The sequence below is a fragment of the Chitinophaga oryzae genome, from assembly GCF_012516375.2.
Lineage (GTDB): Bacteria > Bacteroidota > Bacteroidia > Chitinophagales > Chitinophagaceae > Chitinophaga > Chitinophaga oryzae.
Genome location: NZ_CP051204.2, coordinates 1,624,487 through 1,646,531 on the forward strand (window position 1 = coordinate 1,624,487; position 22,045 = coordinate 1,646,531).

19 protein-coding genes are annotated in these 22,045 nt (G+C 49.6%); 10 read left to right on the top strand and 9 right to left on the bottom strand.

Annotated elements, in window-relative coordinates; genetic code table 11:
• Nucleotide 1 precedes the first annotated feature (1 nt).
• The 4 genes from HF324_RS06750 (at nt 2) to HF324_RS06765 (ending at nt 5,752) form a co-directional block, all read left to right on the top strand.
• On the top strand, nt 2-1,585 hold the full coding sequence (locus HF324_RS06750) for a T9SS type A sorting domain-containing protein (protein WP_168862170.1): 1,584 nt from the start codon (nt 2-4) through the stop codon (nt 1,583-1,585).
• Nucleotides 1,586-1,659: 74 nt separating this feature from the next.
• Complete coding sequence (gene cmk, locus HF324_RS06755; protein ID WP_168810700.1) at nt 1,660-2,349, top strand: (d)CMP kinase; 690 nt, start codon at nt 1,660-1,662, stop codon at nt 2,347-2,349.
• A 637-nt stretch (nt 2,350-2,986) separates the two neighbouring features.
• A complete protein-coding gene (locus tag HF324_RS06760) occupies nt 2,987-4,936 on the top strand; it encodes a tetratricopeptide repeat-containing sensor histidine kinase (protein WP_168862171.1) in 1,950 nt (649 codons plus the stop codon).
• A 48-nt stretch (nt 4,937-4,984) separates the two neighbouring features.
• The gene (locus HF324_RS06765; RefSeq protein ID WP_168810704.1) at nt 4,985-5,752 is read left to right on the top strand and encodes a LytR/AlgR family response regulator transcription factor; all 768 of its coding nucleotides are present in this window, start codon (nt 4,985-4,987) and stop codon (nt 5,750-5,752) included.
• Nucleotides 5,753-6,064: 312 nt separating this feature from the next.
• On the opposite strand, the gene HF324_RS06770 is transcribed toward HF324_RS06765, so the two are convergent.
• Entirely contained in the window at nt 6,065-7,288 is a 1,224-nt protein-coding gene (locus HF324_RS06770; protein ID WP_168810706.1) for a 4-hydroxy-3-methylbut-2-enyl diphosphate reductase, read from the bottom strand.
• Nucleotides 7,289-7,322: 34 nt separating this feature from the next.
• The gene (locus HF324_RS06775; RefSeq protein WP_168810716.1) at nt 7,323-8,123 is read right to left on the bottom strand and encodes a rhomboid family protein; all 801 of its coding nucleotides are present in this window, start codon (nt 8,121-8,123) and stop codon (nt 7,323-7,325) included.
• Nucleotides 8,124-8,537: 414 nt separating this feature from the next.
• On the opposite strand from HF324_RS06775, the gene rpsA reads away from it, so the two are divergent.
• A complete protein-coding gene (gene rpsA, locus HF324_RS06780) occupies nt 8,538-10,433 on the top strand; it encodes a 30S ribosomal protein S1 (RefSeq protein WP_168810718.1) in 1,896 nt (631 codons plus the stop codon).
• Between the two features lie 72 nt (nt 10,434-10,505).
• Here rpsA and HF324_RS06785 read toward each other — a convergent pair whose 3' ends face one another.
• The 5 genes from HF324_RS06785 to HF324_RS06805 form a co-directional block, all read right to left on the bottom strand.
• The gene (locus tag HF324_RS06785) at nt 10,506-11,279 is read right to left on the bottom strand and encodes a LamG-like jellyroll fold domain-containing protein (protein ID WP_168862172.1); all 774 of its coding nucleotides are present in this window, start codon (nt 11,277-11,279) and stop codon (nt 10,506-10,508) included.
• Nucleotides 11,219-12,016 (bottom strand): hypothetical protein, encoded by a 798-nt coding sequence (locus HF324_RS06790; protein WP_168862173.1) that lies wholly within the window; start codon nt 12,014-12,016, stop codon nt 11,219-11,221. The genes HF324_RS06785 and HF324_RS06790 overlap by 61 nt, the downstream gene beginning before the upstream one ends.
• 218 nt (nt 12,017-12,234) lie before the next feature.
• Complete coding sequence (locus HF324_RS06795) at nt 12,235-12,996, bottom strand: cyclase family protein (protein WP_168810722.1); 762 nt, start codon at nt 12,994-12,996, stop codon at nt 12,235-12,237.
• A 19-nt stretch (nt 12,997-13,015) separates the two neighbouring features.
• Complete coding sequence (hxpB, locus tag HF324_RS06800) at nt 13,016-13,678, bottom strand: hexitol phosphatase HxpB (protein WP_168810724.1); 663 nt, start codon at nt 13,676-13,678, stop codon at nt 13,016-13,018.
• A 186-nt stretch (nt 13,679-13,864) separates the two neighbouring features.
• Nucleotides 13,865-14,065: a hypothetical protein gene (locus tag HF324_RS06805; RefSeq protein ID WP_168810726.1), complete on the bottom strand. Its 201-nt coding sequence runs from the start codon at nt 14,063-14,065 to the stop codon at nt 13,865-13,867.
• 557 nt (nt 14,066-14,622) lie between these two features.
• Between HF324_RS06805 and HF324_RS06810 the strand changes: the two genes are divergently transcribed.
• From HF324_RS06810 to HF324_RS06820, 3 genes are read left to right on the top strand one after another with little or no spacing between them, the layout of a single operon-like run.
• Nucleotides 14,623-16,734 carry a ferredoxin-like domain-containing protein gene (locus HF324_RS06810; protein ID WP_168810728.1) on the top strand — a complete coding sequence of 704 codons (2,112 nt, stop codon included), beginning with the start codon at nt 14,623-14,625 and terminating at the stop codon, nt 16,732-16,734.
• Between the two features lie 27 nt (nt 16,735-16,761).
• Nucleotides 16,762-17,538, top strand: coding sequence for a uroporphyrinogen-III C-methyltransferase (cobA, locus tag HF324_RS06815; protein ID WP_168810730.1), 777 nt, complete (start codon nt 16,762-16,764; stop codon nt 17,536-17,538).
• Nucleotides 17,538-18,128 (top strand): precorrin-2 dehydrogenase/sirohydrochlorin ferrochelatase family protein, encoded by a 591-nt coding sequence (locus HF324_RS06820; protein ID WP_168810732.1) that lies wholly within the window; start codon nt 17,538-17,540, stop codon nt 18,126-18,128. Before cobA ends, HF324_RS06820 begins: the two co-directional genes overlap by 1 nt.
• Here the strand turns inward: HF324_RS06820 and HF324_RS06825 are convergent, their stop codons facing one another.
• Nucleotides 18,129-18,470 carry a DUF488 domain-containing protein gene (locus tag HF324_RS06825; RefSeq protein WP_168810734.1) on the bottom strand — a complete coding sequence of 114 codons (342 nt, stop codon included), beginning with the start codon at nt 18,468-18,470 and terminating at the stop codon, nt 18,129-18,131.
• Nucleotides 18,471-18,523: 53 nt separating this feature from the next.
• Here HF324_RS06825 and HF324_RS06830 point away from each other — a divergent pair, with 53 nt between their 5' ends.
• Nucleotides 18,524-19,174, top strand: a complete 651-nt coding sequence (locus HF324_RS06830; RefSeq protein ID WP_168862174.1) for an HD domain-containing protein — start codon at nt 18,524-18,526, stop codon at nt 19,172-19,174.
• Between the two features lie 142 nt (nt 19,175-19,316).
• Here the strand turns inward: HF324_RS06830 and HF324_RS06835 are convergent, their stop codons facing one another.
• Nucleotides 19,317-19,838: an acyl-CoA thioesterase gene (locus tag HF324_RS06835; RefSeq protein ID WP_168810738.1), complete on the bottom strand. Its 522-nt coding sequence runs from the start codon at nt 19,836-19,838 to the stop codon at nt 19,317-19,319.
• A 338-nt stretch (nt 19,839-20,176) separates the two neighbouring features.
• Between HF324_RS06835 and pyrG the strand changes: the two genes are divergently transcribed.
• Nucleotides 20,177-21,829 (top strand): CTP synthase, encoded by a 1,653-nt coding sequence (pyrG, locus tag HF324_RS06840; RefSeq protein ID WP_168810740.1) that lies wholly within the window; start codon nt 20,177-20,179, stop codon nt 21,827-21,829.
• Nucleotides 21,830-22,045 lie beyond the last annotated feature (216 nt).

The window sequence follows — 22,045 nt, forward strand, 5'->3', positions numbered from 1 at the left end:
GTTGAAAAAATACCTGCTCTCCATTCTGGCCTTTATGTTGGGAATCATCCTCCCGGCAACTGCACAACAGGGCGTCTATATCCCTGATGGCGCATCCGTATGGCTGTCCGGTAACTCAGGCGTTTTTTCAGATCTCACCAACAACGGTATCCTCGGTTCCAACCCGACGGCCACCCTCTATTTCCTCAGTAAAAAATGGACTAACGGCAACGCTGCTACGTTGCCTGATGAAAGCGCCGATGGCCGCTCCGGTATCGGTGGCAGATTCCTCTTCCTGGGGCAAAACCCGCTGTACGGCAACATCGGCCGGCAGACCATATTCGGCAACTACAGCCTCGCCACCCGGCAGGGCAGCAGTTTCCCCAACCTCGAAATCAATAACAGCGCAGGACTGCTCCTGGATGATCTCAGCGATCTCAAAATCCGGAACAACCTGCATTTCGCTGACGGACATATATTCCTTAACGGCTGGAACCTCCTCGTCGGAGAAAACAACCCCGGCACCATTACCGGCTACAGCGATCAGCGCTTTGTAGTGAACGGCACCGCCGCCGCAGGCGGCGCACTCTACCGTAACGGCATCAACGATGCGGCCAATAAAGTAGTGTTCCCGGTGGGAACAACCATCAGCAGCTATTCCCCCGCAGCGCTGCTGCTCGATGGCGCCACCGACATGTTCAGCGTCCGTGCATATGACAGCGTATACAGTCTCGCTATCAGTGGCCGCGCTTATCCCGACAGCTTCGTGAATAAAACCTGGCAAATCACCCGTGCCGCTTCCGGCGGAACGGCAACCGTCATTCTCCAGCATATGGATGGGGAAGAACTGCCTGCCTACACCGCTGCCCGCGATAGCAGCTATATTACCCGTTTCACCGGCAGCATATGGGACCAGGTGCCTTCCCTGGCCACCCTGCCCAAACCCGGTACCCTTACAACCAATGGCCTCGCTACGCCGGCCACCATGCATATGCGCGTCTTCACCGGCCTGGGGACAAATGAATATTTCGCCAAAACAACCCTCGTCAGCAAAGCTAAACCTGCTGTTTTCCTCAGCTTTGAAGCCTACCGGGTAGCACCACTCATGGTGCAGCTCGACTGGACCACCAGCCGCGAAGTCAACAACCTGCTGTTTGAAGTGGAACGGCGCTATGAACGGGAAGAAGTATTTTCCCGTATAGCCATCGTGCCCACAAAAGCCATCAATGGCAATAGTAACGTGCCGCTGAGCTACACCATGCAGGACCTTAATGACTATGACGGCTGGACCTACTACCGCATCAAAGCCGTGTCCCGCAATGGTAAGGAAGTGTATTCCGAAATCCGTGCTGTACCGCCGTTTGTACAGATCGACGTATTCCCCAACCCGAATAACGGCAAGTTCAAAGTACGTATCCGTGGTATAAGAGGAGCACTGGTAATGCAGCTCCGCGATACCTGGAGCCAGGTGATGCGCGAATATGACGTGCGCCAGGACAATGATCTGAGCATAAGCGACCTGCCGGCCGGTACTTACTTCATGGTGCTCTATCATAAAGACACCCAGAAAGTAGCCTACACCTGCAAAGTAGTCGTGGTGCCATAAGGTTTGTTTTGCTTTTTTCGCATAATTCCCTCAATTTTGTGAGGTTATCTCACCAGGCGGTTAAATAAGCGAAATTGAAAAAAATCATTATCACGATAGATGGCTACTCTTCCTGTGGCAAAAGTACGTTGGCAAAACAACTGGCTAAAAAACTGGATTATGTGTATATCGACAGCGGCGCCATGTATCGTGCAATCACGCTTTATTTCCTGCAGAACCGCGTAGACTGGGCCTCCCAGCCGGCTGTTGTAGCGGCGCTGGCGGATATTCATCTCGAGTTTGAATACAACCCGGTGTCAGGCGCCAGCGAAATGCACCTCAACGGAGAAAATGTGGAACACATGATCCGTGAAATGCTCGTAGCAGAAAAAGTCAGCGAAGTGGCTGCCGTGAAAGAAGTACGCGAGTTTGCCGTTGCCCAGCAGAAAAAAATGGGCGCCCGCAAAGGCATCGTCATGGATGGCCGCGATATCGGTACGGTGGTATTTCCCCATGCCGAACTCAAAATCTTCATGACCGCTGATATCGCTATCCGGGTGGAACGCCGCTTCAGAGAACTCTACGAGAAAAATAAAAACATCACTATAGAAGAGGTAAAAGAAAATCTGGAACTCAGAGACTATATTGATGCCAACCGGGAAATAAGCCCCCTTCGCAAGGCCGAAGATGCTATTATACTGGATAACAGCCAGTTAAGCCGGGAAGATCAGATGGATCTCGTGATGCAATGGGTGGAAGATGCCACGCTGGCACACACCCCCTGAAATAATATTTTCTTTTATTGAAAGTCTTTTATACATTTGCCTTGTCCCTGCTTAACCACCAGCGGACCATCCCAATAATTTTCCACATCCTGAAGAATTTCCTGCTACATGTTTGTATGTGAAACAATGTCAATAACTGACGGGGTTTTCCATGCTTTAACCTTATCTGACCTGAAATATTGCCAAGGTTACTGAAGTGGGCAATGTTTTTTGCGCGCCCGGCTGATGCCTGACCGCATAAAACATGCAATAAGACAACCATTGAAATTGTGAGCGCAGAAGCGTATAAGATATTGCTGTCTATATGAAAGTCTTATTTGTAACTATATCCACAAAACCTTTGCTATTAACCGATTATTGAACTAACTATAAATAAATTCCGCCTGGCGCGCCTTATGGCGCTTTGTCCGGCATAAAGAGAAATGTGGGATGGCATGGCTTGCCATAGCCGTTCCATATTTTCAGTAGGTGTATTCGGTTAATAGGAAGAAGGGGCGAATTCTTTCGCCCTTTCGCTTTTTTATCCCCTTTAAAGCCCGCTTTGTAGAAATTATTCCCAAAAACAGCCCCCTGATTCGTAATTCGTCATCCATAATTCGTAATTCTTCTTAAATTGTGTGGTCACACTGTTCAGCCAATGTCTATTAAAAGTCTGTGTCTTTTAGGCTTGCTCCTGTTGGGGGCCTGTTGGGCCGCTGATGCGCAGGATTCCCTGCGGATGTATCACACCTTCGACTCCATCCGGACATTACCCAACGATACCGCCAAGGTATCTTTGCTGATCAGGGCAGGTAAACAATACAGCCGCTATTTCGATAACCACAGGTCGGAAAACCTCTTCTGGCAGGAAGCCCTCCCGCTGGCACATAAACTGCGCTCGGCCCGGAGCCTGGCCCTCGTCTATAATGAACTGGGCACCTCCAAAAGAAACAAATCCCAGTACCTGGTGGCGGAAGATTACCACGAAAAAGCCATTAAATACGCCGAAGAAGCCAACGATACCCTGCTGATGTGCCTGTCGTTCAATAACGCCGGGGTAGACTGCCGCCGCCAGGATAAACTGCAGCAGGCCTTCGACTATCACCTCCACGCCCTGCAGCTGGCGGAAAGAATCAACGACGTCCGCAACATCTGCGTGGCCACCAACAGCATCGGTAATATCCAGCTGACAGCGGAAAACTATGAAGACGCCATCCGCCATTTTGACCGGGCGCTGAAACTGGAAGAACAAAGCCATAACGACCTCGGGGTGGCCATCAACCTCGGCAACCTCGGATATGCCTACCAGGGCCAGAACAAACTGGACCTCGCTATCCACTACTATCACCGCTCCCTTGCGGTGAACCAGAAAATAGACAATCCTACGGGAATGGCTATATGCTATAACGCCCTCGGCGCCGCCTACAAGGAAAAAAAGGACTACGCCACCGCCATGGAATACCTCCAAAAGGCCCTCGCGGTAAATGATAAGGTAGATGATAAAGTCCACGTGGCGGAAAGCTACCTCAACATCGGAAAACTCCTCAGTGCGCAGAACAAACACGAAGAGGCCCGTAAATACATGCAGCAGTCCATAGAACTGAGCATGTTCTGGAACTTTAAGTCCATGCTCATGGAAGCCTATAAGGCACTCGCAGCAGACTACAAGGCCAGCGGCGATTTCCGCCGCTCGCTCGACGCGGCCGACAAATCCCTGTTGTACAAAGACAGCATCCTCAACGAGAAATCTGCCATGGCACTCCAGCAAATGCAGACCATCTACGAGGTAGACCGGAAAGACAACCAGATCAAAACACTGGAGCATGATAAAGTGATCGGTGAACTGAGAAGAAAACGTAACGTAATGTTCATCTTTGCGCTGGCAGGCTTCCTGCTGATGGCGATGATCGGAGGCTTTTTCTATATCCGTCACCGTAACCTGGAAGCCAATAAACAGACCCTCCAGCTGGAACTGAAATCGTTGCGCTCCCAGATGAACCCGCACTTTATCTTCAATTCCCTGAGCTCCATACACCGTTATATCTGGAGCAATAACCAGGAAGAGGCCTCCGATTACCTGACCAAATTCTCCCGCCTGATGCGCCTTATTTTGGACAATACGCAGCATACTTTCGTGACGCTTAACAAAGAGCTGGAATCGCTCCGCCTCTACCTCGACCTGGAATCGCTCCGCTGCAACGGTATCTTCGAATATAATATCCGCGTAGGGCCCGATATCAACGACGAGGAAGTGCTGATCCCTCCCATGATCCTGCAACCTTATGTGGAAAACGCCATCTGGCACGGACTGGTACACAAACACAATGAGAAAGGCCAGCTCGATATCGATATCGTGCTGAAAGACAGGAGCCTGGTATGTACCATTACCGACAACGGTATCGGCCGGCAAAAAGCGATGGAGATCAAGGAAAAGAAAGGGAAGGGGCATAATTCCGTCGGCATGAAAGTGACCGAGGGCAGGATCGATCTGATCCGTAAAATCAACAACAAGGAAGCCAAAGTAACGGTCAACGACCTGGCAGATACTGCCGGGCAACCGGCCGGCACGATGGTGACTATTATTTTACCGGCCGAATTCATATTTTAGCATTATCAAAAACGGACGGCGTTGCCGTACCGCTAAACCTACCACAGCATGAGCGACATAAAAGCTATCATCGTAGATGATGAGCAACATTGTATCGATGCCTTGCAAACCATGTTAGTCAGGAAGTGCCCGGGAGTAGAGGTAGTAGGATCAGCCAAAGGAGTCAAAGAAGCAAAGGAACTGGTGGATGAACTCCACCCCGATCTGGTTTTCCTGGATGTGGAAATGCCTCACCAGAACGGGTTTGAGTTACTGAAACAGTTCGAGAAGATCGGGTTTGACGTTATCTTTACCACTGCCTATGAACAGTATGCCCTTAAGGCCATCAAATTCAATGCGCTGGATTATCTCCTCAAACCTTTCAGTGTAAAGGAGTTGCAGGATGCCCTGGACAAATGCCGGGAGAAGAAGCAACAGCGGCAGCGGGATACCAACAGCCTCTCTCCGATGGATGTGTTCCTGCAAAACATGAAAACACTGCAGCAGTCACACAAAAAAATTGCCCTCCCTACCATCAACGGATTGGTGTTTATGCCTGTACAGAATATAGTACGCTGTGAATCCACCGGCAACTACACCCGCATCTTTTTTACAGACAAAAAGAACCTGATGGTGTCCAGGCCCCTGAAGGAATTCGAAGAACTGCTGGCCGATGTGGATTTCTTCCGGGTACACAATTCCCACCTGATCAACCTGCAACAGATGCAATCCTATATCCAGGGAGAAGGCGGCTTTGCGCTAATGAGCGACGGGGCGCAGGTGGAAGTGTCCAGGAGACGCAAAGCCGATTTCCTGAAACGGGCCATGCAGTTCTGACCGCCAAAAGGCGTATGCCCGGTAAGGGTGCGGCTTCTATGGAAAACGATTGCTTTTTATGACCGGCAAAAAACGCTTTCCGATTTTAGGCTTTTTTATGCCACTTATAGTCAATAAACTACCAGATAATAAATGGCTGTTGTATGCCTTTTCAGGAAGATTTACTTTTGAATTACGATTTCAATTTTAGCGCTATATATAAATTTTATTCTCTGCATTACTAGCGTGATTAGCCCCAAAGAAAAAAGACACCTTCTGGTGTCTTTTTTGTTTTGAAATATTTTAGGCTAATCTGTTTACGGATAGTATTTATTAATCAACCAAGGTCAGTTCGTCGGCTTTGTGCTCCAGTCCATAAAAAGACAGCAACCGGCGAATGACCCCTTCCACCAGGGCGTCGGGGCAGGATGCGCCACTCGTCAGCAGGATGGTGACCTGTGATTTTTCCGGTAAAAAAGTATCACTGTGAATTTCCTGTTTGTGGTGGAAATCCCAATGGTCAACCTGGCGGGCACTGCGCATCTGTTCAGGTGCGCTGATAAAATAGGTTGGCAGTTTTTCTTCACAGAGTTCTACCAGGTGAGAGGTGTTGGAGCTGTTATAGCCGCCTACCACGATCGCCAGGTCGGCAGGTTCCTCCAGCATACCGATAACGGCGCTCTGGTTATCGTTGGTCGCGTAGCAGAGGGTGTCGCGGGTATCGGCAAAACGTTCGCCTGCATTGGCCTCCGTAAGGCCGTAGTGGGCAACGATCACCTGGCGGATATAGTCGGCGATGGCCTGGGTTTCGCTGGCCAGCATGGTCGTCTGGTTCACCACCCCTACGCGCTGCAGGTCTTTGGTGACGTCGAAACCTTGTGAATACTGGCCTTTGAACGCTTCATAGAAAGTGTCGGGGGCGGCTTCACCGGTGATGTAACGGGCCAGTTTTTCCGTTTCGGCCATGTCTTTTACCACGATAGTAGGAGTGTTGGACTGGCTGTGGGAGAAAGTGGCCCTGGTCTCTTCGTGTTTGGGTTTGCCGTGCACGATCACCGTATAATCTTTTTTACCGATTTGTTCCGCCTTGTTCCATACCCTTTCCACAAAGGGACAGGTAGTATTGTATTTCAGCGGTTCGATACCGAGGGAGGCAAGTTTGTTTTCCGTTTCAATGGTGGTGCCGAAGGCTGGGATGATCACGATGTCGTCGGACTGCAGGGTTTCCCAGGGCACCAGCTGGTTGCCGGCAGTGTCCATGATAAACCGTACGCCGCGTTCCAGCAGGTCGTTGTTGACATGCGGGTTGTGGATCATTTCACTGAGCAGGAAGATCCGTTTGTCAGGATTTTCATCCACCGTTTTAAAGGCGATCTCGATCGCATTTTCCACCCCGTAGCAAAAGCCAAAGTGGCGGGCGAGCAATATTTTCAGCGGACCAAAATCAAGCGCGGTAGGCGTGAAGTCCTTTTTCATGCGGTCCTGCTGTTTGCGTTGGTTTTTGATGGTGCTGATCAGCGGACTGCGATATATGACCGGAACATTAAAAGTTTTCATCGTAAAAGGGCGAAAAATTGAAAGGCAAAGGTAATCAGTTTTCTTTGCTCACTTTGTCCAACCAGGCTTTTTCTTCCGCGCTGAGGCTGTTATAGCCTTTCTCATTGATTTTATCGAGCAGCTGGTCCAGCCGCAGCTGGTTGTTATCTTCCGGCTTCTTCACCACTTTCAGCGGTGATTTTTTGGGTTTGGTCCTCGCCTGCGCCCGTTTTTGTTCTCTCCGGGTGTCAGCATCGAAGAGCCATATCAGGGGTTTGCACAGGTCTGTGCCGCTTTGCAGGGAGCGGATATAGAAGAAGCCGAAAAGGGCGCCGCCCATGTGGGCGATGATGCCGCCGAGGTTTCCCCGCGGTATGGAGATCACCCCCAGTACGATCAGGCCCAGGGCCAGCCATTTCAGTTTAACATTGCCGATGAACAGCAGGCCGATCTCGTAGTTGGGCATAAGGGTGGCGCAGGCCACCAGCATGCACATGACAGAGGCAGACGCGCCGATCATGGTAGATTCAAAGCCGGGAAAAATGAGCGTATAGCACAACAGGTACAACAGACCGCCGGCGATGCCCCCCATCAGGTAGAGCGGCAGCACGCGTTTGTTGCCCAGGAAGTCACGAAAGAGATTACCAAACCAGTACAGGTTGATCAGGTTAAAAAGCACATGGAAAAACTCCACATGGGTAAACATGTAGGAGATCAGACCCCACGGCTTCCGGATAAAAACGGCCGGCAGGGAATGAAGGGCTATCTGGTCAAATGTCCATGCAAAGGCGGTACCGGGAGAGATAAGATACATCAGGTTGATCCCGAGAAAAATGACAATGTTCCAGAGAAGCAAATGATTGACTGTGTTGCCTTGTCTGAGCCAAAAGCGAATATCCGATTGAAATGAGGTCCCGTTCATATACACAAATTAAAATAAAAATCCGGGATTTAAAGCCCTTTACAGGGCAGATTTTCAGTTGATGAAATTTAACTTTTTTTACTGCAGAAAATTATCAATTGGACACTGAATAAATAACAAATTTTCGCTATTCTGGTTGCATATAAAGGCTAAAAAAAGAACGCTGCCTGCCGTTTATAGTTATTTTATTTTGAATATGATAAAAAAATATCCGAAAAGAACGTTAAATGAGGGCCGGAAAAGGGGATTTCTTCGCTAAAAATGAGGTTAACCGGGGATTTTTTCGTATTTTTGCCGTCCCATAAAACAGGGAGTCCGGGTATTCCGGATTTAAAATTTCAATTTTTTATGAGCGAAAACAACATTATTAACGAACAAAACGCAGAACAACAGGCACCGCAGGCAGCTGCGGCAGAAACTGCGACAACAAAGGCTCCTGTAGTAGCAACCGCCCACGACGATTTCGATTGGAGCGTGGACAAACGTAACGTTTCTTCCTACAGCAAAGAAGAGAAAGAAAAGTACGATCAGACTTACGACAGCACCTTCAAAGTGTTTGAAGAAAACACCTTGCTGAGCGGTACTGTGGTAGGTATTACCAACACAGACGTGGTGATCAACATCGGCTTCAAATCCGACGGTTTGATCTCCCTGAACGAATTCCGTGACTTACCGGGCCTGAAAATCGGTGACGAAGTGGAAGTGCTGGTGGTAGAAAAAGAAGACCGCGACGGTAACCTGCACCTGAGCCGTAAACAGGCTCGCCAGAAACGTGCATGGGAAAAAATCGTGGAAGTTTACAAAACAGGCGAAGTGGTTACTGGTACTGTTACCAGCAAAACCAAAGGCGGCCTGATCGTGGACGTATACGGTATGGAAACATTCCTGCCTGGTTCTCAGATCGACGTGAAACCGGTTACCGACTACGACCAGTTTGTAGGCAAAACCATGGAGTTCAAAGTGGTGAAAGTAAACGAAACCATCCGCAACGCCGTAGTTTCCCACAAAGCACTGATCGAAAGCGATATCGAACAACAGAGAGTGGATATCATCTCCAAACTGGAAAAAGGCCAGGTATTGGAAGGTACCATCAAGAATATCACCGACTTTGGTGCGTTCATCGACCTGGGCGGTCTGGACGGTCTGCTGTACATCACAGACATCTCCTGGGGCCGTATCTCCCATCCGAGCGAAGTGCTCCAGATGGACCAGAAAATCAACGTGGTGGTGCTGGACTTCGACGACGAAAAACGTCGCATAAGCCTCGGCTACAAACAACTCACCCCGCATCCGTGGGATACTTTACCGGCTACTATCACCGAAGGTGCTAAAGTTAAAGGTAAAGTGGTTAACATCGAAGACTACGGTGCATTCCTGGAAATCATGCCGGGCGTAGAAGGCCTGGTACACGTTTCTGAAATCTCCTGGGCTTCTACTCCTATCAACGCTAAAGAATTCTTCAAATTAGGCGAAGAATACGAAGCAGTGGTAGTTACCCTGAGCAAAGAAGAACGTAAAATGTCTCTGTCTATCAAACAACTGACAGAAGACCCATGGTCTACTATCGAAACCAAATTCCCGGTTGACAGCCGTCACAAAGGCATCGTTAAAAACATCACTCCGTACGGCGTGTTCGTTGAACTGGAAACTGGTATCGGTGGCATGATCCACATCTCCGACCTGAGCTGGATCAAACGTTTCAACCACCCATCTGAATACACTAAAGTAGGTAACGAAATAGATGTAGTGATCCTGGGTATTGACAAAGAAAACCGCAAACTCAGCCTCGGTCACAAACAGATCGAAGAAGATCCGTGGAACACTTTCGAAACTATCTTCCCGATCAACTCCGTACACGAAGGTACCGTTGTGAAGAAAGATGAGAAAGGTGCTACTGTTCAACTGCAATACGGTCTGGAAGCTTACGCTCCTGCCCGTCACCTGAGAACAGAAGACGAAAAACCAATCAACGTTGAAGACGTGAAAGAATTCATGATCATCGAATTCGATCGCAGCGAAAAACGTATCCTGGTTTCTCACACCAGAGTATGGGAAAAAGCACAGGCTGAAGAGAAAGAAGCTGTTGTGAAAGAGAAAAGAGCTGAAGCTGACAAAACCCGTAAAGCAGTGAAAAACATTCAGGGTAAAGTAGAAAAAGCTACTTTAGGTGACCTGGGTGCTTTAGCTGAACTGAGAGAAAAACTGAAACAATCTGAAGGTGGCGAAGAAAAAAGCGCACAATAAGATCCGTTTTGGAAAATAATAAAAAGCCGTTCTGAGTTATCAGAACGGCTTTTTTGTGGCGATAATTTTGATTTAAAAGGTGTTGCCACTACCTACTACTACTTTGGTATTGTAGATCTTCCCGTCTTTTGTCCTTAACCTGAACACATATACGCCAGGCAGCACTTTCTCCGGCAGCGTTACGGTATGAGTGGTCAGATAGGTACGAAACACCTCTTTCCCCGACAGGTCTGATAGTACAGCCATCCCGTTTTCCACGTCTATTTCCTTGTTGATCCGGAAGGTCCCGGCAGTGGGATTTGGAGAAATGATCAGCCTCACACCCTCGCCGGATGTTGTTCCTTCCGGTGCGGATGCCTGCACGGACAGTGTCTGATATATCGGGTATTCCGGGGAATAGGAAGCCTCCAGTTGTTCAACTTCCTCCTGGGTCAGGCTCCTGTTATAAATGATCAGCTCATCCATATTCATATTCTGAAGGTAACCACTAAAGTTGCCGGCAGGGGAACCTTGTAGCGAAAGCACTCCGTCAATGGTGCCTGCCTTAACACCGGAGATATATAAAGTTGCGCCGGTTCTTTTACACACTACTACTATATGAATAAAATAACTGGTGCTTAGCCTGCTTTTTACTCTGATAACAGGTGTTTCGAGGAATATGCTTCTATAGGTTGAATCAGCAAAGAAAAAAAGAATACTGTCTTTGGAAACGCTGATGGCATGCTGGTTGGTATGCCAACCAAAAGTTGCATCTGCATAGCCGGAGGCTTCCCAGGGAAGCTGTCTTAGCCAAAATGAATAAGTGATAGCGGTATCGGAGAGCTCCGGATAGGGGATGGCAAACAAACCTGGCCCCCGCTAACGCTGTCGGACGCCGCCAAACCACAAACGGCGTTCGCGGAATAACGGAACGCGGCAAAACCGTGAAGCTGACGGGGACCTTTGTCATAAAAATCTCCGTTCAATGGATAGTATGCATAAGCGCCCGCCGGCGAACCGGCACACCTATACCGCGGGATAACAGCGGCATAAGCCGAATAAATTCTCAATCCTGCGCCAAGGGCCAATATACCTGCATGAAGCCGGATCGTGACCCGGTCACACTCCACCAATGCCGGGAAAGTATAGGTAAGCCGGTTGGAATTGGGTTTCCGCCTGAGAGCACTACCCTGTATAATATGCTGGTCGCCATTGTCAATATTGCCCCGTGCAGTGCCGACAGATACGGCTCCCAACAGATTAACCGATAACCCGTCACTGTGGGCGATTTCAATCGTGATCTCTGTTCGGGGAAGGCCGGGATGGATCTTGGGAAAAATCAAGGTCTGGGAGACACTGGCGCCTAGTAAGCTGACTCCCAGTGAAAGCGTTGTGTAATCATCCAGGTTGTTGTTGGTAACAGCATTAAGGCTATCGCTGACCTTACAACCCAGGCAAAGCCCGTTTGTTCCCGTACGTTGAGTGGTGGCGTAGGTGGTGTCGCGGGGCGTTTGTGCTGATAAAACAAGATGTGAAAAAAACAGGATAAAGACCAGCAGCATCTTTTTCATGCATACCGGTGGAAGGAGGTAAAGGTTCTTCATAATCGTTGTATTTGGTTATCTGATGGTTGATACATTCTGGTTATTTCAATCCGATGTTGACGAGGGTGCACAATACCAGCATGTGAGGGAACATGCGGCATTCCAAATTGACCGGGGGCTTTATAAAGATAAAAGATTTTTTGCCGGAACACTAATAATGAGGCGGGACCTGCTTTTTATAGGCAGGTCCCGCTGTTCGTATAGCAATAACGAAGGGCTTATATCATCGCTACTACCCGCGCCGGCGCGGCGCTGGCGCCTTTGATCTTCAGCGGGAACACCGCCACTTTAAAACCGTGCGGTGGCAACGCGCCGAGGTTGACCAGCTGCTCCATATGGCAGTATTCTTTCTGCTGGCCCACCAGGTGCGCCTGCCAGAAATAATCGCTTTTTCCTTCTGCTTTGGCCTTTTGTACCATATATTTCAGGGGAAGATCAAATCCCCACTGATCGATGCCCATCACTTTCACGCCCTGGTCTATCAGCCAGTGGGTGGCCTCCGCGCTCATACCGGTGCCGCGCATCGGGTATTCACGCGTACCGATGTACTGGTCGCGCCCCGTATAAATTAATACGATCGTGCCCGGTTGGATAACAGCCCCGGTCTGTTGCAGGTTCTCCCGTATATCCGCCAGCGTTATCTCCTCGAAATCTGCCTTATGGGTCATGTTGATCACCACACCGTCGCCATAGCACCATTCGAGCGGTATCTGGTCGATGGTTTTGGCAGGCTGACCGTTTACTTCCGGCGCATAATGCCACGGCGCATCAATGTGCGTGGCGGCATGAACGCCCATGCTCACGATCTTATCGTCTGCCCAGCCCTGAAATCCTTTGGGGAACAGCTTCGCCGGCAGGCCCAGGAAAAAACGGATCAGCGCGCGGCTTTGCCGGTGCGGCTTGTGTTTGACACGGATACGCATAAACCAGGGGTCCTGCTTATTGTATTCGATCGTTTTGGACAGGTCAATGATTTTCATGGTAATAACAAGGGAGTTTTTAGTGTTGCAGGAGCAGTGTCAGCCGATGGTCGTTGAAGTCCAGCAGGGAATCCAGCTGCATGTTGGCAAGCGCATAACGCGGGTCGTGACGGTTATGCGGCTCCGGCACCACCACGGTAGTCATCCGCGCTGCTTTGGCGGCGGTCATGCCGGTAACGGAGTCTTCAAAAGCGATACAGTCCAGCGGATCGGCGTGCAGCGCTTTGGCGCAGGCCAGGTACACGGCCGGATGCGGTTTACCATAATCCTCGAACTCTGCAGAATATGCCGCCTGAAAGTATTCCCGGATATCAAGGTGGGCCAGCACCGCCTCAATCAGCCGCAGGGGAGAAGAGGAGGCCAGTCCGATTTTAAAATCCTTCGCTTTGAAAAACTCCAGGATGTATTGCAGCCCTTCCATCGCCTTGCCTTCCGCGATGATCTTAGTCGTTACGCTGTCAATGATTTCGTTGGTGACCTGCTCCGCACTTTTGCCTTCCCACTTAAAATAGCTGTGCCAGTAGCTGACTACCTCCCGGGTGCGAAGCCCGGTGGTTTTGTGGGTCAGTTCGGGGGACAGGGTGACGCCCACCGTCGCAAAAACTTCTCTCATCGCAATGCCCCACAGTGGCTCTGAGTCCACCAGCAGGCCATCCATATCGAATATTACCGTATTGATCATAATGCCATTTTACGCCGCAAAGATAATCATGGAAAGATGACCACCGCTGAATTCTTGCGGCGTGATGGCGGAATAGCGGTAAAAGAAGCCGGGAATAAGGGTTGGAGGGGAGGCATCCGGCGTTAATTCATTTTAAGGCGGCTGGCCCCTCCGGTGCGCGCCATGCGTTATCACCGTAATGCTTTGTCAATGTAAGGTAATAGTTCCGGCCAGCCCAACGGTCACCGCCTTCAGCACCCGGGCAATGCCGGCCGCCAAACCGGGAGAAGTAATGGCCGTCACCGGCCCTGTACACAGGACTACTATGACAAAAAGCACCAGGAGTAAAAACGCCGGCAGGTAACCGGTAACATTTCTTCGGGGAGCTGATTTTCTGATTTCTTTCATAGGTAACAATGTTGAAATGAACGATCAGGGTATGGGATTTTAAACGGATATAAAAATAATAATTTATTTTAATGTGTTGATGTCGACTATCATGAATTCGGGAGAAGTTGACACCCGGAACACGACTTTCCAAGCTGGGTTCTCTATAACAAAATGTTATCCGCAATAAGCGCAGGTTATGATGAGAGAAGGGTAGGGTAATTGTATCTAATTGATTACTAATTAGTAAGATGATATTTTAATACTTTTGGCTCATTTTTTCGCTGTCTCTTTAGCCTCATTTTCAGGCAAAAAATTTTTTGGAAAGACCAAGGGCGTTTTTATCTTTGTATTACTCTACTAAAATTATAGGGAATATGGGTAATAAGGAAGCGAGGATGATGGTCAGCCACTATAATTGTTGTTGCAGTGCAGCAGCAGCGGAACGCGTGTAGTATGCAACATGGATAAGTTTATTTAATAACACTCATCTCAGTTATACACAGCCTCCGCCTACAGCGGGGGCTTTTTTTACCACCAATTACCACGATTTTTACCACCACCTGAAAATACTTTATATGCAAAGCTTCAGAACAGAACTTGAAAATCCCATTGTACAACAGGATATCATCGACCTGGAGAAGAAGATCCGCCTGTTCCGCGAAGGGGCTATCACGGACGAAAAATTCCGTAGCCTCCGGCTGGCGAGAGGGGTGTATGGTCAGCGTCAGCCCGGTGTGCAAATGGTGCGCATCAAATTACCCTATGGTAAAATGACACTGCAACAGTGGAAACGTATTACAGAAGTATCCGACGAATATGCTACCAGCAACCTGCACCTGACTACCCGCCAGGATGTGCAGATACACTACGTGAGCCTCGACAGAACACCGGAACTGTGGCACACGCTGGAACAGGACGAAATCACCATCCGCGAAGCCTGCGGTAACACCGTCCGCAACATCACCGCTTCCGACCGCGCCGGCATCGATCCGGAGGAACCGTTTGATGTAACACCTTATGCAGACGCCACCTTCCGCTACTTCCTGCGCAACCCTGTCAGCCAGGAGATGGGCCGTAAAATAAAAATCGCTTTTTCCTCTTCTGAAAAAGATACTGCCTGGGCTTTCATGCACGACTTCGGCATGATCCCCAAAGTGAAAATCATCGACGGCAGGGAAGTAAGAGGCTTCAAAGTATTGGTAGGCGGCGGTTTGGGCGCACAGCCCTTCCTGGCTAAACCGGTATATGAGTTCCTGGAAACAGACCTCCTCATCCCTTACATCGAAAACGTATTGCGCGTGTTCGACCGCTATGGCGAAAGGACCAGCCGCAACAAAGCCCGCATGAAATTCCTTATCCAGAAAATAGGCATGGAGGAGTTTGAACGCCTCGTCAAAGAGGAATACAAAGCGGTGAAAGTGAAAAGCGTACCGGTAGACGCTGCTGCATGGCCGGCAACACAACCGCCGGTGATTGGTGAAATCCCCGCTTACACCATTAAAAATCCGGCAAAATACGAAGCCTGGAAAAAGACCAACGTATTTGAACAGAAGCAGAAAGGCTACTACGGCGCTTACGTGAAAATTACCCTTGGCAACATCGGCTCTGCTGTCAGCCGCCAGCTGATAGAAGCGCTGCGCCCGGTGATCGCGGACGATGTGCGAGTGACCGCCAACCAGGGACTGCTGCTGAAGTTCATCCTGCCGGAACACCTGCCGTACGTATACAGCGCACTGGAAGCCGCCGGCTTCGCTGAACCGGGATTCGACAGCATCGCGGACATCACCGCCTGCCCCGGCACGGATACCTGCAACCTCGGTATCTCCAACAGCACCGGTATCTCCAAAGTGCTGGAATCCGTTATCACCGACGAATTCCCCGACCTGATCTACAACAAGGACATCAAAATAAAAATCAGCGGCTGTATGAACTCCTGCGGCCAGCACGGTATCGCCAGCATCGGCTTCCATGGCTCTTCCATGAAAAGCGCCGGTAAAGTGCTGCCAGCCCTTCAGGTATTGCTGGGCGGCGGTATCGTAGGCGACGGCGTAGGCCGCGTAGCGGACAAAGTGATCAAAGTGCCCAGCCGCCGCGGCCCCGACGTACTGCGCAGCCTCCTGCATGACTACGAAATCAACGGCGCGGAAAATGAACTGTTCAACGATTACTACGACCGCCAGGGCGAAAAGTATTTCTACGAACTGCTGAAACCGCTGGCAGACCTGACCACCCTTACCCCGGCAGACTTTATCGACTGGGGCCAGGTGGAAAACTATGCCACCGCCATCGGCGTAGGCGAGTGCGCCGGCGTCATCATCGACCTGGTAGCTACCTTGCTGCTGGAAGCGGAAGAGAAAATCGAACTCGCTACCCTCGCTATCAGCAAAGGCGCTTATGCAGACGGTATCTATCACGCTTACTCCACCTTTGTACAGGGCGCTAAAGCGCTGCTGCTCGGCGAAGGCGTCAGCGGTAACACCCAGATCGGCATTATCAACGATTTCGATAAACACTTTGTAGCTACCGGTAAATTCAGCTTCGAAACAGACTTCAAGACACAGGTATTGCAGATTAACGGGAACGAGCCTACGGAAAGTTTCGCTAACGCCTACTTCCAGCAGGCACTGTCTTTTTACAATGCAGCACAGGTTTACCGGCAGAAAACGGCTGAACCGGCGCAGGCATAATCCGATCATCATTTAATACTACACATCATGCAACAGATACAACCTAAACTCACATTGGTAGGCGCCGGTCCCGGCGATCCGGAATTGATTACCGTAAAAGGCATGAAAGCCATTCAGGAAGCGAAGGTAATCCTCTACGATGCGCTGTCCAGCAACGAACTGCTGGATTATGCCCCTGCCGGTTGCCTCCGCCGTTTCGTAGGAAAACGCGCCGGCATGCATGTGTACACACAGGATGAAATCAACCGCATGATTGTAAAATATGCGCTCAGCTACGGAAGCGTGGTAAGACTTAAAGGCGGCGACTCTTTCGTGTTTGGCCGCGGTCAGGAGGAAATAGCATTTGCACAACAATTTGGCATCACGGCAGAAGTAGTACCGGGTATCTCCAGTGCTATTTCTGTCCCCGGTGTCAATAAAATCCCGGTGACGGCCCGCAACGTCAGCGAAGGCTTCTGGGTAATCACCGGCAATACCCGCAACGGCAACCTCTCCAGGGACCTCCAATATGCCATCCAGGCCAACACCACCGTGGTTATTCTGATGGGAATGAGCAAACTGGCGGAAATAGCTGGTATATTTGCTGAAAGCGGCAGAGGCGATACGCCCGCCGCTATCATCCAGAACGGCACCCTGCCCAATCAACAGATCGGCATGGGCCGCGTGGCCGACCTGCAGGAAATTGCCGCTGCGCAACAGCTCTGCAATCCGGCCATCATCGTTGTAGGGGAGGTAGTACGATTTCATGAAGATTTTACCACCCTGCAATCCAGGGTAGCCGAAGAACTTAAAATCGCTGTATAATGGAAAATCAGTTGTTCCCGGTTTTTTTTAAGCTCAACCGCCTTCACGTCCTCGTGGTAGGCGGTGGCAATATTGGACTGGAGAAAGCGAACGCTATCCTGCAAAACTGCGCGGAAAGCAATATCACCATCGTTTCGCTGGACTTCCTGCCTGAACTGGAAGACATCGCCCGGCAGTTCCCCAACGTGGAACTGGTACGCAAACCCTTTTCCTGCGGCGACCTGCTCGGAAAAGACCTGGTGATCGCCGCTACCAACGACAAAACACTCAATTATACCGTGTGGGAAAAAGCGAAAGGGGCGAAGGTGCTGATCAATGTGGCAGACACCCCCGAGCTGTGCGACTTCTACCTGGGGTCCATCGTACAGAAAGGCAACCTGAAAATTGCCATTTCCACCAACGGGAAATCACCTACCGTGGCCAAACGTCTCAAACAGGTGCTGCAGGAAGCTATCCCTGACGCCCTCGATGAGGTTTTACAAAAACTGCACATCATCCGTGACAAGCTGAAAGGAGATTTCGCCGCCAAAGTAAAACAGCTGAACAATATCACAGACGTGCTGGTAAAGCCGGAAAAAGAAAACGCCTGATTAACCCTTTAACACTTCCAGCAATACCTGCGCCTGGTTGTGGACCGTATCTTTAGCTCCATATAATAAAGTCACCCGGTGATGTTTTGCCCGCTGCCGGATACCTTCCAGTAATTCCTTTTTGTCTTTCAGCTCCGCCAGATAACGGGTACGGAACTCGTCAAATTTCCCGTCCTCATGATGGAACCATTTCCGCAACACATCGCTCGGCGCAATATCTTTCAGCCACTCATCCACATGGGCTTTGTCTTTGGACAACCCCCGCGGCCATAAACGGTCTACCAGGATGCGGTATCCGTCACTTTCGGAAAAATCTTCATATACGCGTTTGGTCTGTATCATAATCTCATAACGGCCGGAAGGGCGGGAAAGTTTTACGTATTATCTTTACCGTTATGCAAAATAATCAGGAAATCATCGATGCTACGGTAGCATATGTAAAAACCTCCCTGGAAGGAGCAGAGGGCGGCCACGACTGGTGGCATATTTACAGGGTATGGCAGCTGTCCCGGCAGATAGCCGCCCGGGAAACGGCAGACCTGCTGGTGGTGGAACTGGGCGCTTTGTTGCATGATATTGCAGATTCCAAATTCCACAATGGCGACGAAAACATCGGTCCCGCCCGTGCCCGCGCTTTTATGGAATCACAGGGCCTGCCGGAGGAAACCATCGCTCACGTGGAAAATATCATCCGGTATATTTCTTTTAAAGGCGGACATAATGACAACGCCTTCCGTTCCCCGGAACTGAGCGTGGTACAGGATGCCGACCGGCTGGATGCTATCGGCGCCATCGGGGTGGCCAGGGCCTTCAACTACGGCGGGTTTAAGAACAGGGCCATCTATGACCCGTCTATTGGACCCAATATGTCTATGACGCGGGAGGAGTATAAAAGCAACGCTTCTCCTACCATCAATCACTTCTACGAGAAACTGCTGCTGCTCAAAGACCGTATGAACACCGCAACCGGCAAGGTGATGGCGGAGGAACGGCACCGGTTTATGGAAGCGTTCCTTGACCAGTTCTATAAAGAGACGCGGCTGTAAGGCAAATATTGTAAACAAAAAAGCATCCCGTTTGATATCATTATCAAACGGGATGCTTTCTTTTATTTATATATATATTTTCACCCTCTGCCCGGATCTTTGCTGATCAGCGAAATCAGCAAAGATCCGGGCCGTCACAGTTCTATTTGTCGAAAAACAATGCTTTCAGTTCGTCAGCATCTTCCGGTTTCATTTTACCACCGAGGATAAGGCGGAGCTGCCGGCGGCGGAGGGCGCCATCATATAATTTTTTTTCCTCTTCTGTGTCGGTCACGATACCGGGCACGGGACGGGAGTTGCCGTTAGGGTCCAGGGCAACGAAGGTCATAAACGCTTCATTGGATTTGTAGCGGTATTGTTGTACCGGGTCTTCTCCCCATACGCGCATGTGTACCTCCATGGAAGTATTGAAGGCGCGGCTTACCTTGGCTTCGATATGTACCACATTCCCCAGCTTAATCGGATTCTCGAAAGAAATATTATCAACGGAGGCGGTGACCACAGGGGCGCTGCAGTGTTTCATACAGGCCAGTGCAGCAGCGATGTCCATCCAGTACATCAGACGGCCTCCCATGAGGTTGCCGAAAGTATTGGTATCGTTGGGCAGAACCAGTTCGGTCATCTGGATGAGCGAATCCTGCGCTCTCTTAGGCGTTAAAGTCATCTTTTTATTTATGTATTTCGGACGCAAATTTACAGTTTCTATTTGTTAGGAACGAAAGTCTCTGTATTAACAATACCTGCTAATGCAGGTTTTTAACAAATAATTTCCCTCACTTGAAAATTCTTTAAAACGCGCTGTGGTTCAATGATAAGAGCTGAACAGAAACCCGCAAAAATTAACAAACAAATAAAGCCACTGCGTAAAAAACTTGGGAGCGAAGCAAATTTGTGTAACTTTGCATGACCTCCGGAAGTAGTTTACTTGACAGGTATAACACCAAACGCAATCTGGCACTTCCCCCATTTAGGTCAAGTATTTTTAGCTGAATTTTAGTTTTTATGGCAAAATATATCTTCGTTACGGGAGGTGTTACTTCCTCTTTGGGTAAAGGAATTATAGCAGCTTCGCTGGCAAAACTATTGCAGGCACGCGGCTTTAGAGTGACTATTCAGAAGTTCGATCCATATATCAACGTGGATCCGGGAACGTTAAACCCTTATGAGCACGGGGAATGTTACGTAACAGAAGATGGCGCGGAAACCGATCTGGACCTCGGACACTATGAGCGTTTCCTGAACACGCCTACATCTCAGGCCAACAACGTTACCACCGGCCGTATTTATCAGACCGTTATCAACAAGGAAAGAGAAGGCGCTTACCTGGGCAAAACCGTGCAGGTGATCCCGCACATCACCGACGAAATCAAACGCCGCATCCTCCTGCTGGGAAAAGACGGTAAATATGATATCGTGATTACCGAGCTGGGTGGCACCGTGGGCGACATTGAATCGCTCCCTTATATTGAGGCGGTACGTCAGTTGCAATGGGAGCTGGGCGAAGAAGATTGCCTGGTGGTACACCTCACCCTCATCCCTTACCTGCGTGCGGCTAAGGAGCTGAAAACCAAGCCTACACAGCATTCTGTGCGCCTGCTGAGCGAATACGGCGTGCATCCGGATATCATCGTTTGCCGTACGGAAGAGCCGATGTACCGCGATCTGAAAAAGAAAATCGCCCTGTTCTGTAATGTACAGGTAGATGCGGTGATTGAAGCGAACGACGTGCCTACCATCTACGAAGTGCCGCTGGAAATGATGCGCGAAAAACTGGATGTTTCCGTGCTGAAGCGCCTGAACCTGCCGGTGGAAAAAGAACCGGAACTCACCAAATGGCGCGAGTTCCTGGATAAACTGAAATATCCGAAATCCAAGGTGACCATCGGTCTGATCGGTAAATACGTAGAGCTGCAGGACGCTTATAAGTCTATTCTCGAATCCTTTATACATGCCGGCTCTCTCAACGAGTGCAAGGTGATCGTACAGAATATTCACTCTGAACATATTACACAGGAAAATGTGTGCGAGAAACTGAAAAACCTCGACGGCCTGCTGGTAGCGCCGGGCTTCGGCCACCGCGGTATCGAAGGTAAAATCGTGGCTATCCAGTATGCCCGCGAAAACAACCTGCCTTTCTTCGGTATCTGCCTCGGTATGCAGATGAGCGTAGTGGAATTCTCCCGCAATGTGCTCGGCTGGAAAGACGCGCACTCCGTGGAAATGAACCCGGACACCTCCCACCCGGTGATCAACCTGATGGAAGAACAGAAAAAAATTACTGCCAAAGGCGGTACCATGCGTCTGGGCGCCTATGCCTGCGACCTGACACCCGGCTCCAAAGCATCTGAAATCTACGGCGGCGCCACGTCTATCAGCGAAAGACACCGTCACCGCTACGAATTCAATAATGAATACCTCGAGGCGATCGAAAAAGCCGGTATGATCCCTTCCGGTAAAAATCCTGAAAGCGGCCTCGTGGAAATGGTCGAGATCCCCGGACACCCCTTCTTCGTGGGCTCCCAGTTCCACCCCGAGTTGAAAAGCACCGTGGAAAGCCCCGCACCGCTCTTTGTATCGTTTATTAAAGCCGCTAAACAATATGCGGAGAATAAAAACGGTAAAACGAAGATGGCAGAGGAAAAGATCGCACAATAATTTAGATATTTAAATATTTTGTTATTTATGAATTTGAAATGCAGCGGATATAGTTATCTGCTGCATTTTTATTAAATCGCAAGGATTTAATAAAAGTCCAAAAGCCCTGAAATCAAAAAATCAAGGGATAACAAAATTTAAAATGTATAAATAACCAAATAATCAAATAATCAAATAAACGGGGGCGGCAAATCATAAATCATGCTTACCTTTGCT

Coding starts and splice junctions, on each gene's coding strand:
- HF324_RS06795 (WP_168810722.1), bottom strand. CDS start 12,996: ATGAAAATCATTGACCTGTCCAAAACGATCGAATACAATAAGCAGGAC.
- HF324_RS06760 (WP_168862171.1), top strand. CDS start 2,987: ATGTCTATTAAAAGTCTGTGTCTTTTAGGCTTGCTCCTGTTGGGGGCC.
- HF324_RS06830 (WP_168862174.1), top strand. CDS start 18,524: ATGCAAAATAATCAGGAAATCATCGATGCTACGGTAGCATATGTAAAA.
- HF324_RS06770 (WP_168810706.1), bottom strand. CDS start 7,288: ATGAAAACTTTTAATGTTCCGGTCATATATCGCAGTCCGCTGATCAGC.
- cobA (WP_168810730.1), top strand. CDS start 16,762: ATGCAACAGATACAACCTAAACTCACATTGGTAGGCGCCGGTCCCGGC.
- HF324_RS06810 (WP_168810728.1), top strand. CDS start 14,623: ATGCAAAGCTTCAGAACAGAACTTGAAAATCCCATTGTACAACAGGAT.
- HF324_RS06820 (WP_168810732.1), top strand. CDS start 17,538: ATGGAAAATCAGTTGTTCCCGGTTTTTTTTAAGCTCAACCGCCTTCAC.
- HF324_RS06805 (WP_168810726.1), bottom strand. CDS start 14,065: ATGAAAGAAATCAGAAAATCAGCTCCCCGAAGAAATGTTACCGGTTAC.
- HF324_RS06790 (WP_168862173.1), bottom strand. CDS start 12,016: ATGAAGAACCTTTACCTCCTTCCACCGGTATGCATGAAAAAGATGCTG.
- HF324_RS06825 (WP_168810734.1), bottom strand. CDS start 18,470: ATGATACAGACCAAACGCGTATATGAAGATTTTTCCGAAAGTGACGGA.
- HF324_RS06835 (WP_168810738.1), bottom strand. CDS start 19,838: ATGACTTTAACGCCTAAGAGAGCGCAGGATTCGCTCATCCAGATGACC.
- HF324_RS06765 (WP_168810704.1), top strand. CDS start 4,985: ATGAGCGACATAAAAGCTATCATCGTAGATGATGAGCAACATTGTATC.
- pyrG (WP_168810740.1), top strand. CDS start 20,177: ATGGCAAAATATATCTTCGTTACGGGAGGTGTTACTTCCTCTTTGGGT.
- rpsA (WP_168810718.1), top strand. CDS start 8,538: ATGAGCGAAAACAACATTATTAACGAACAAAACGCAGAACAACAGGCA.
- hxpB (WP_168810724.1), bottom strand. CDS start 13,678: ATGATCAATACGGTAATATTCGATATGGATGGCCTGCTGGTGGACTCA.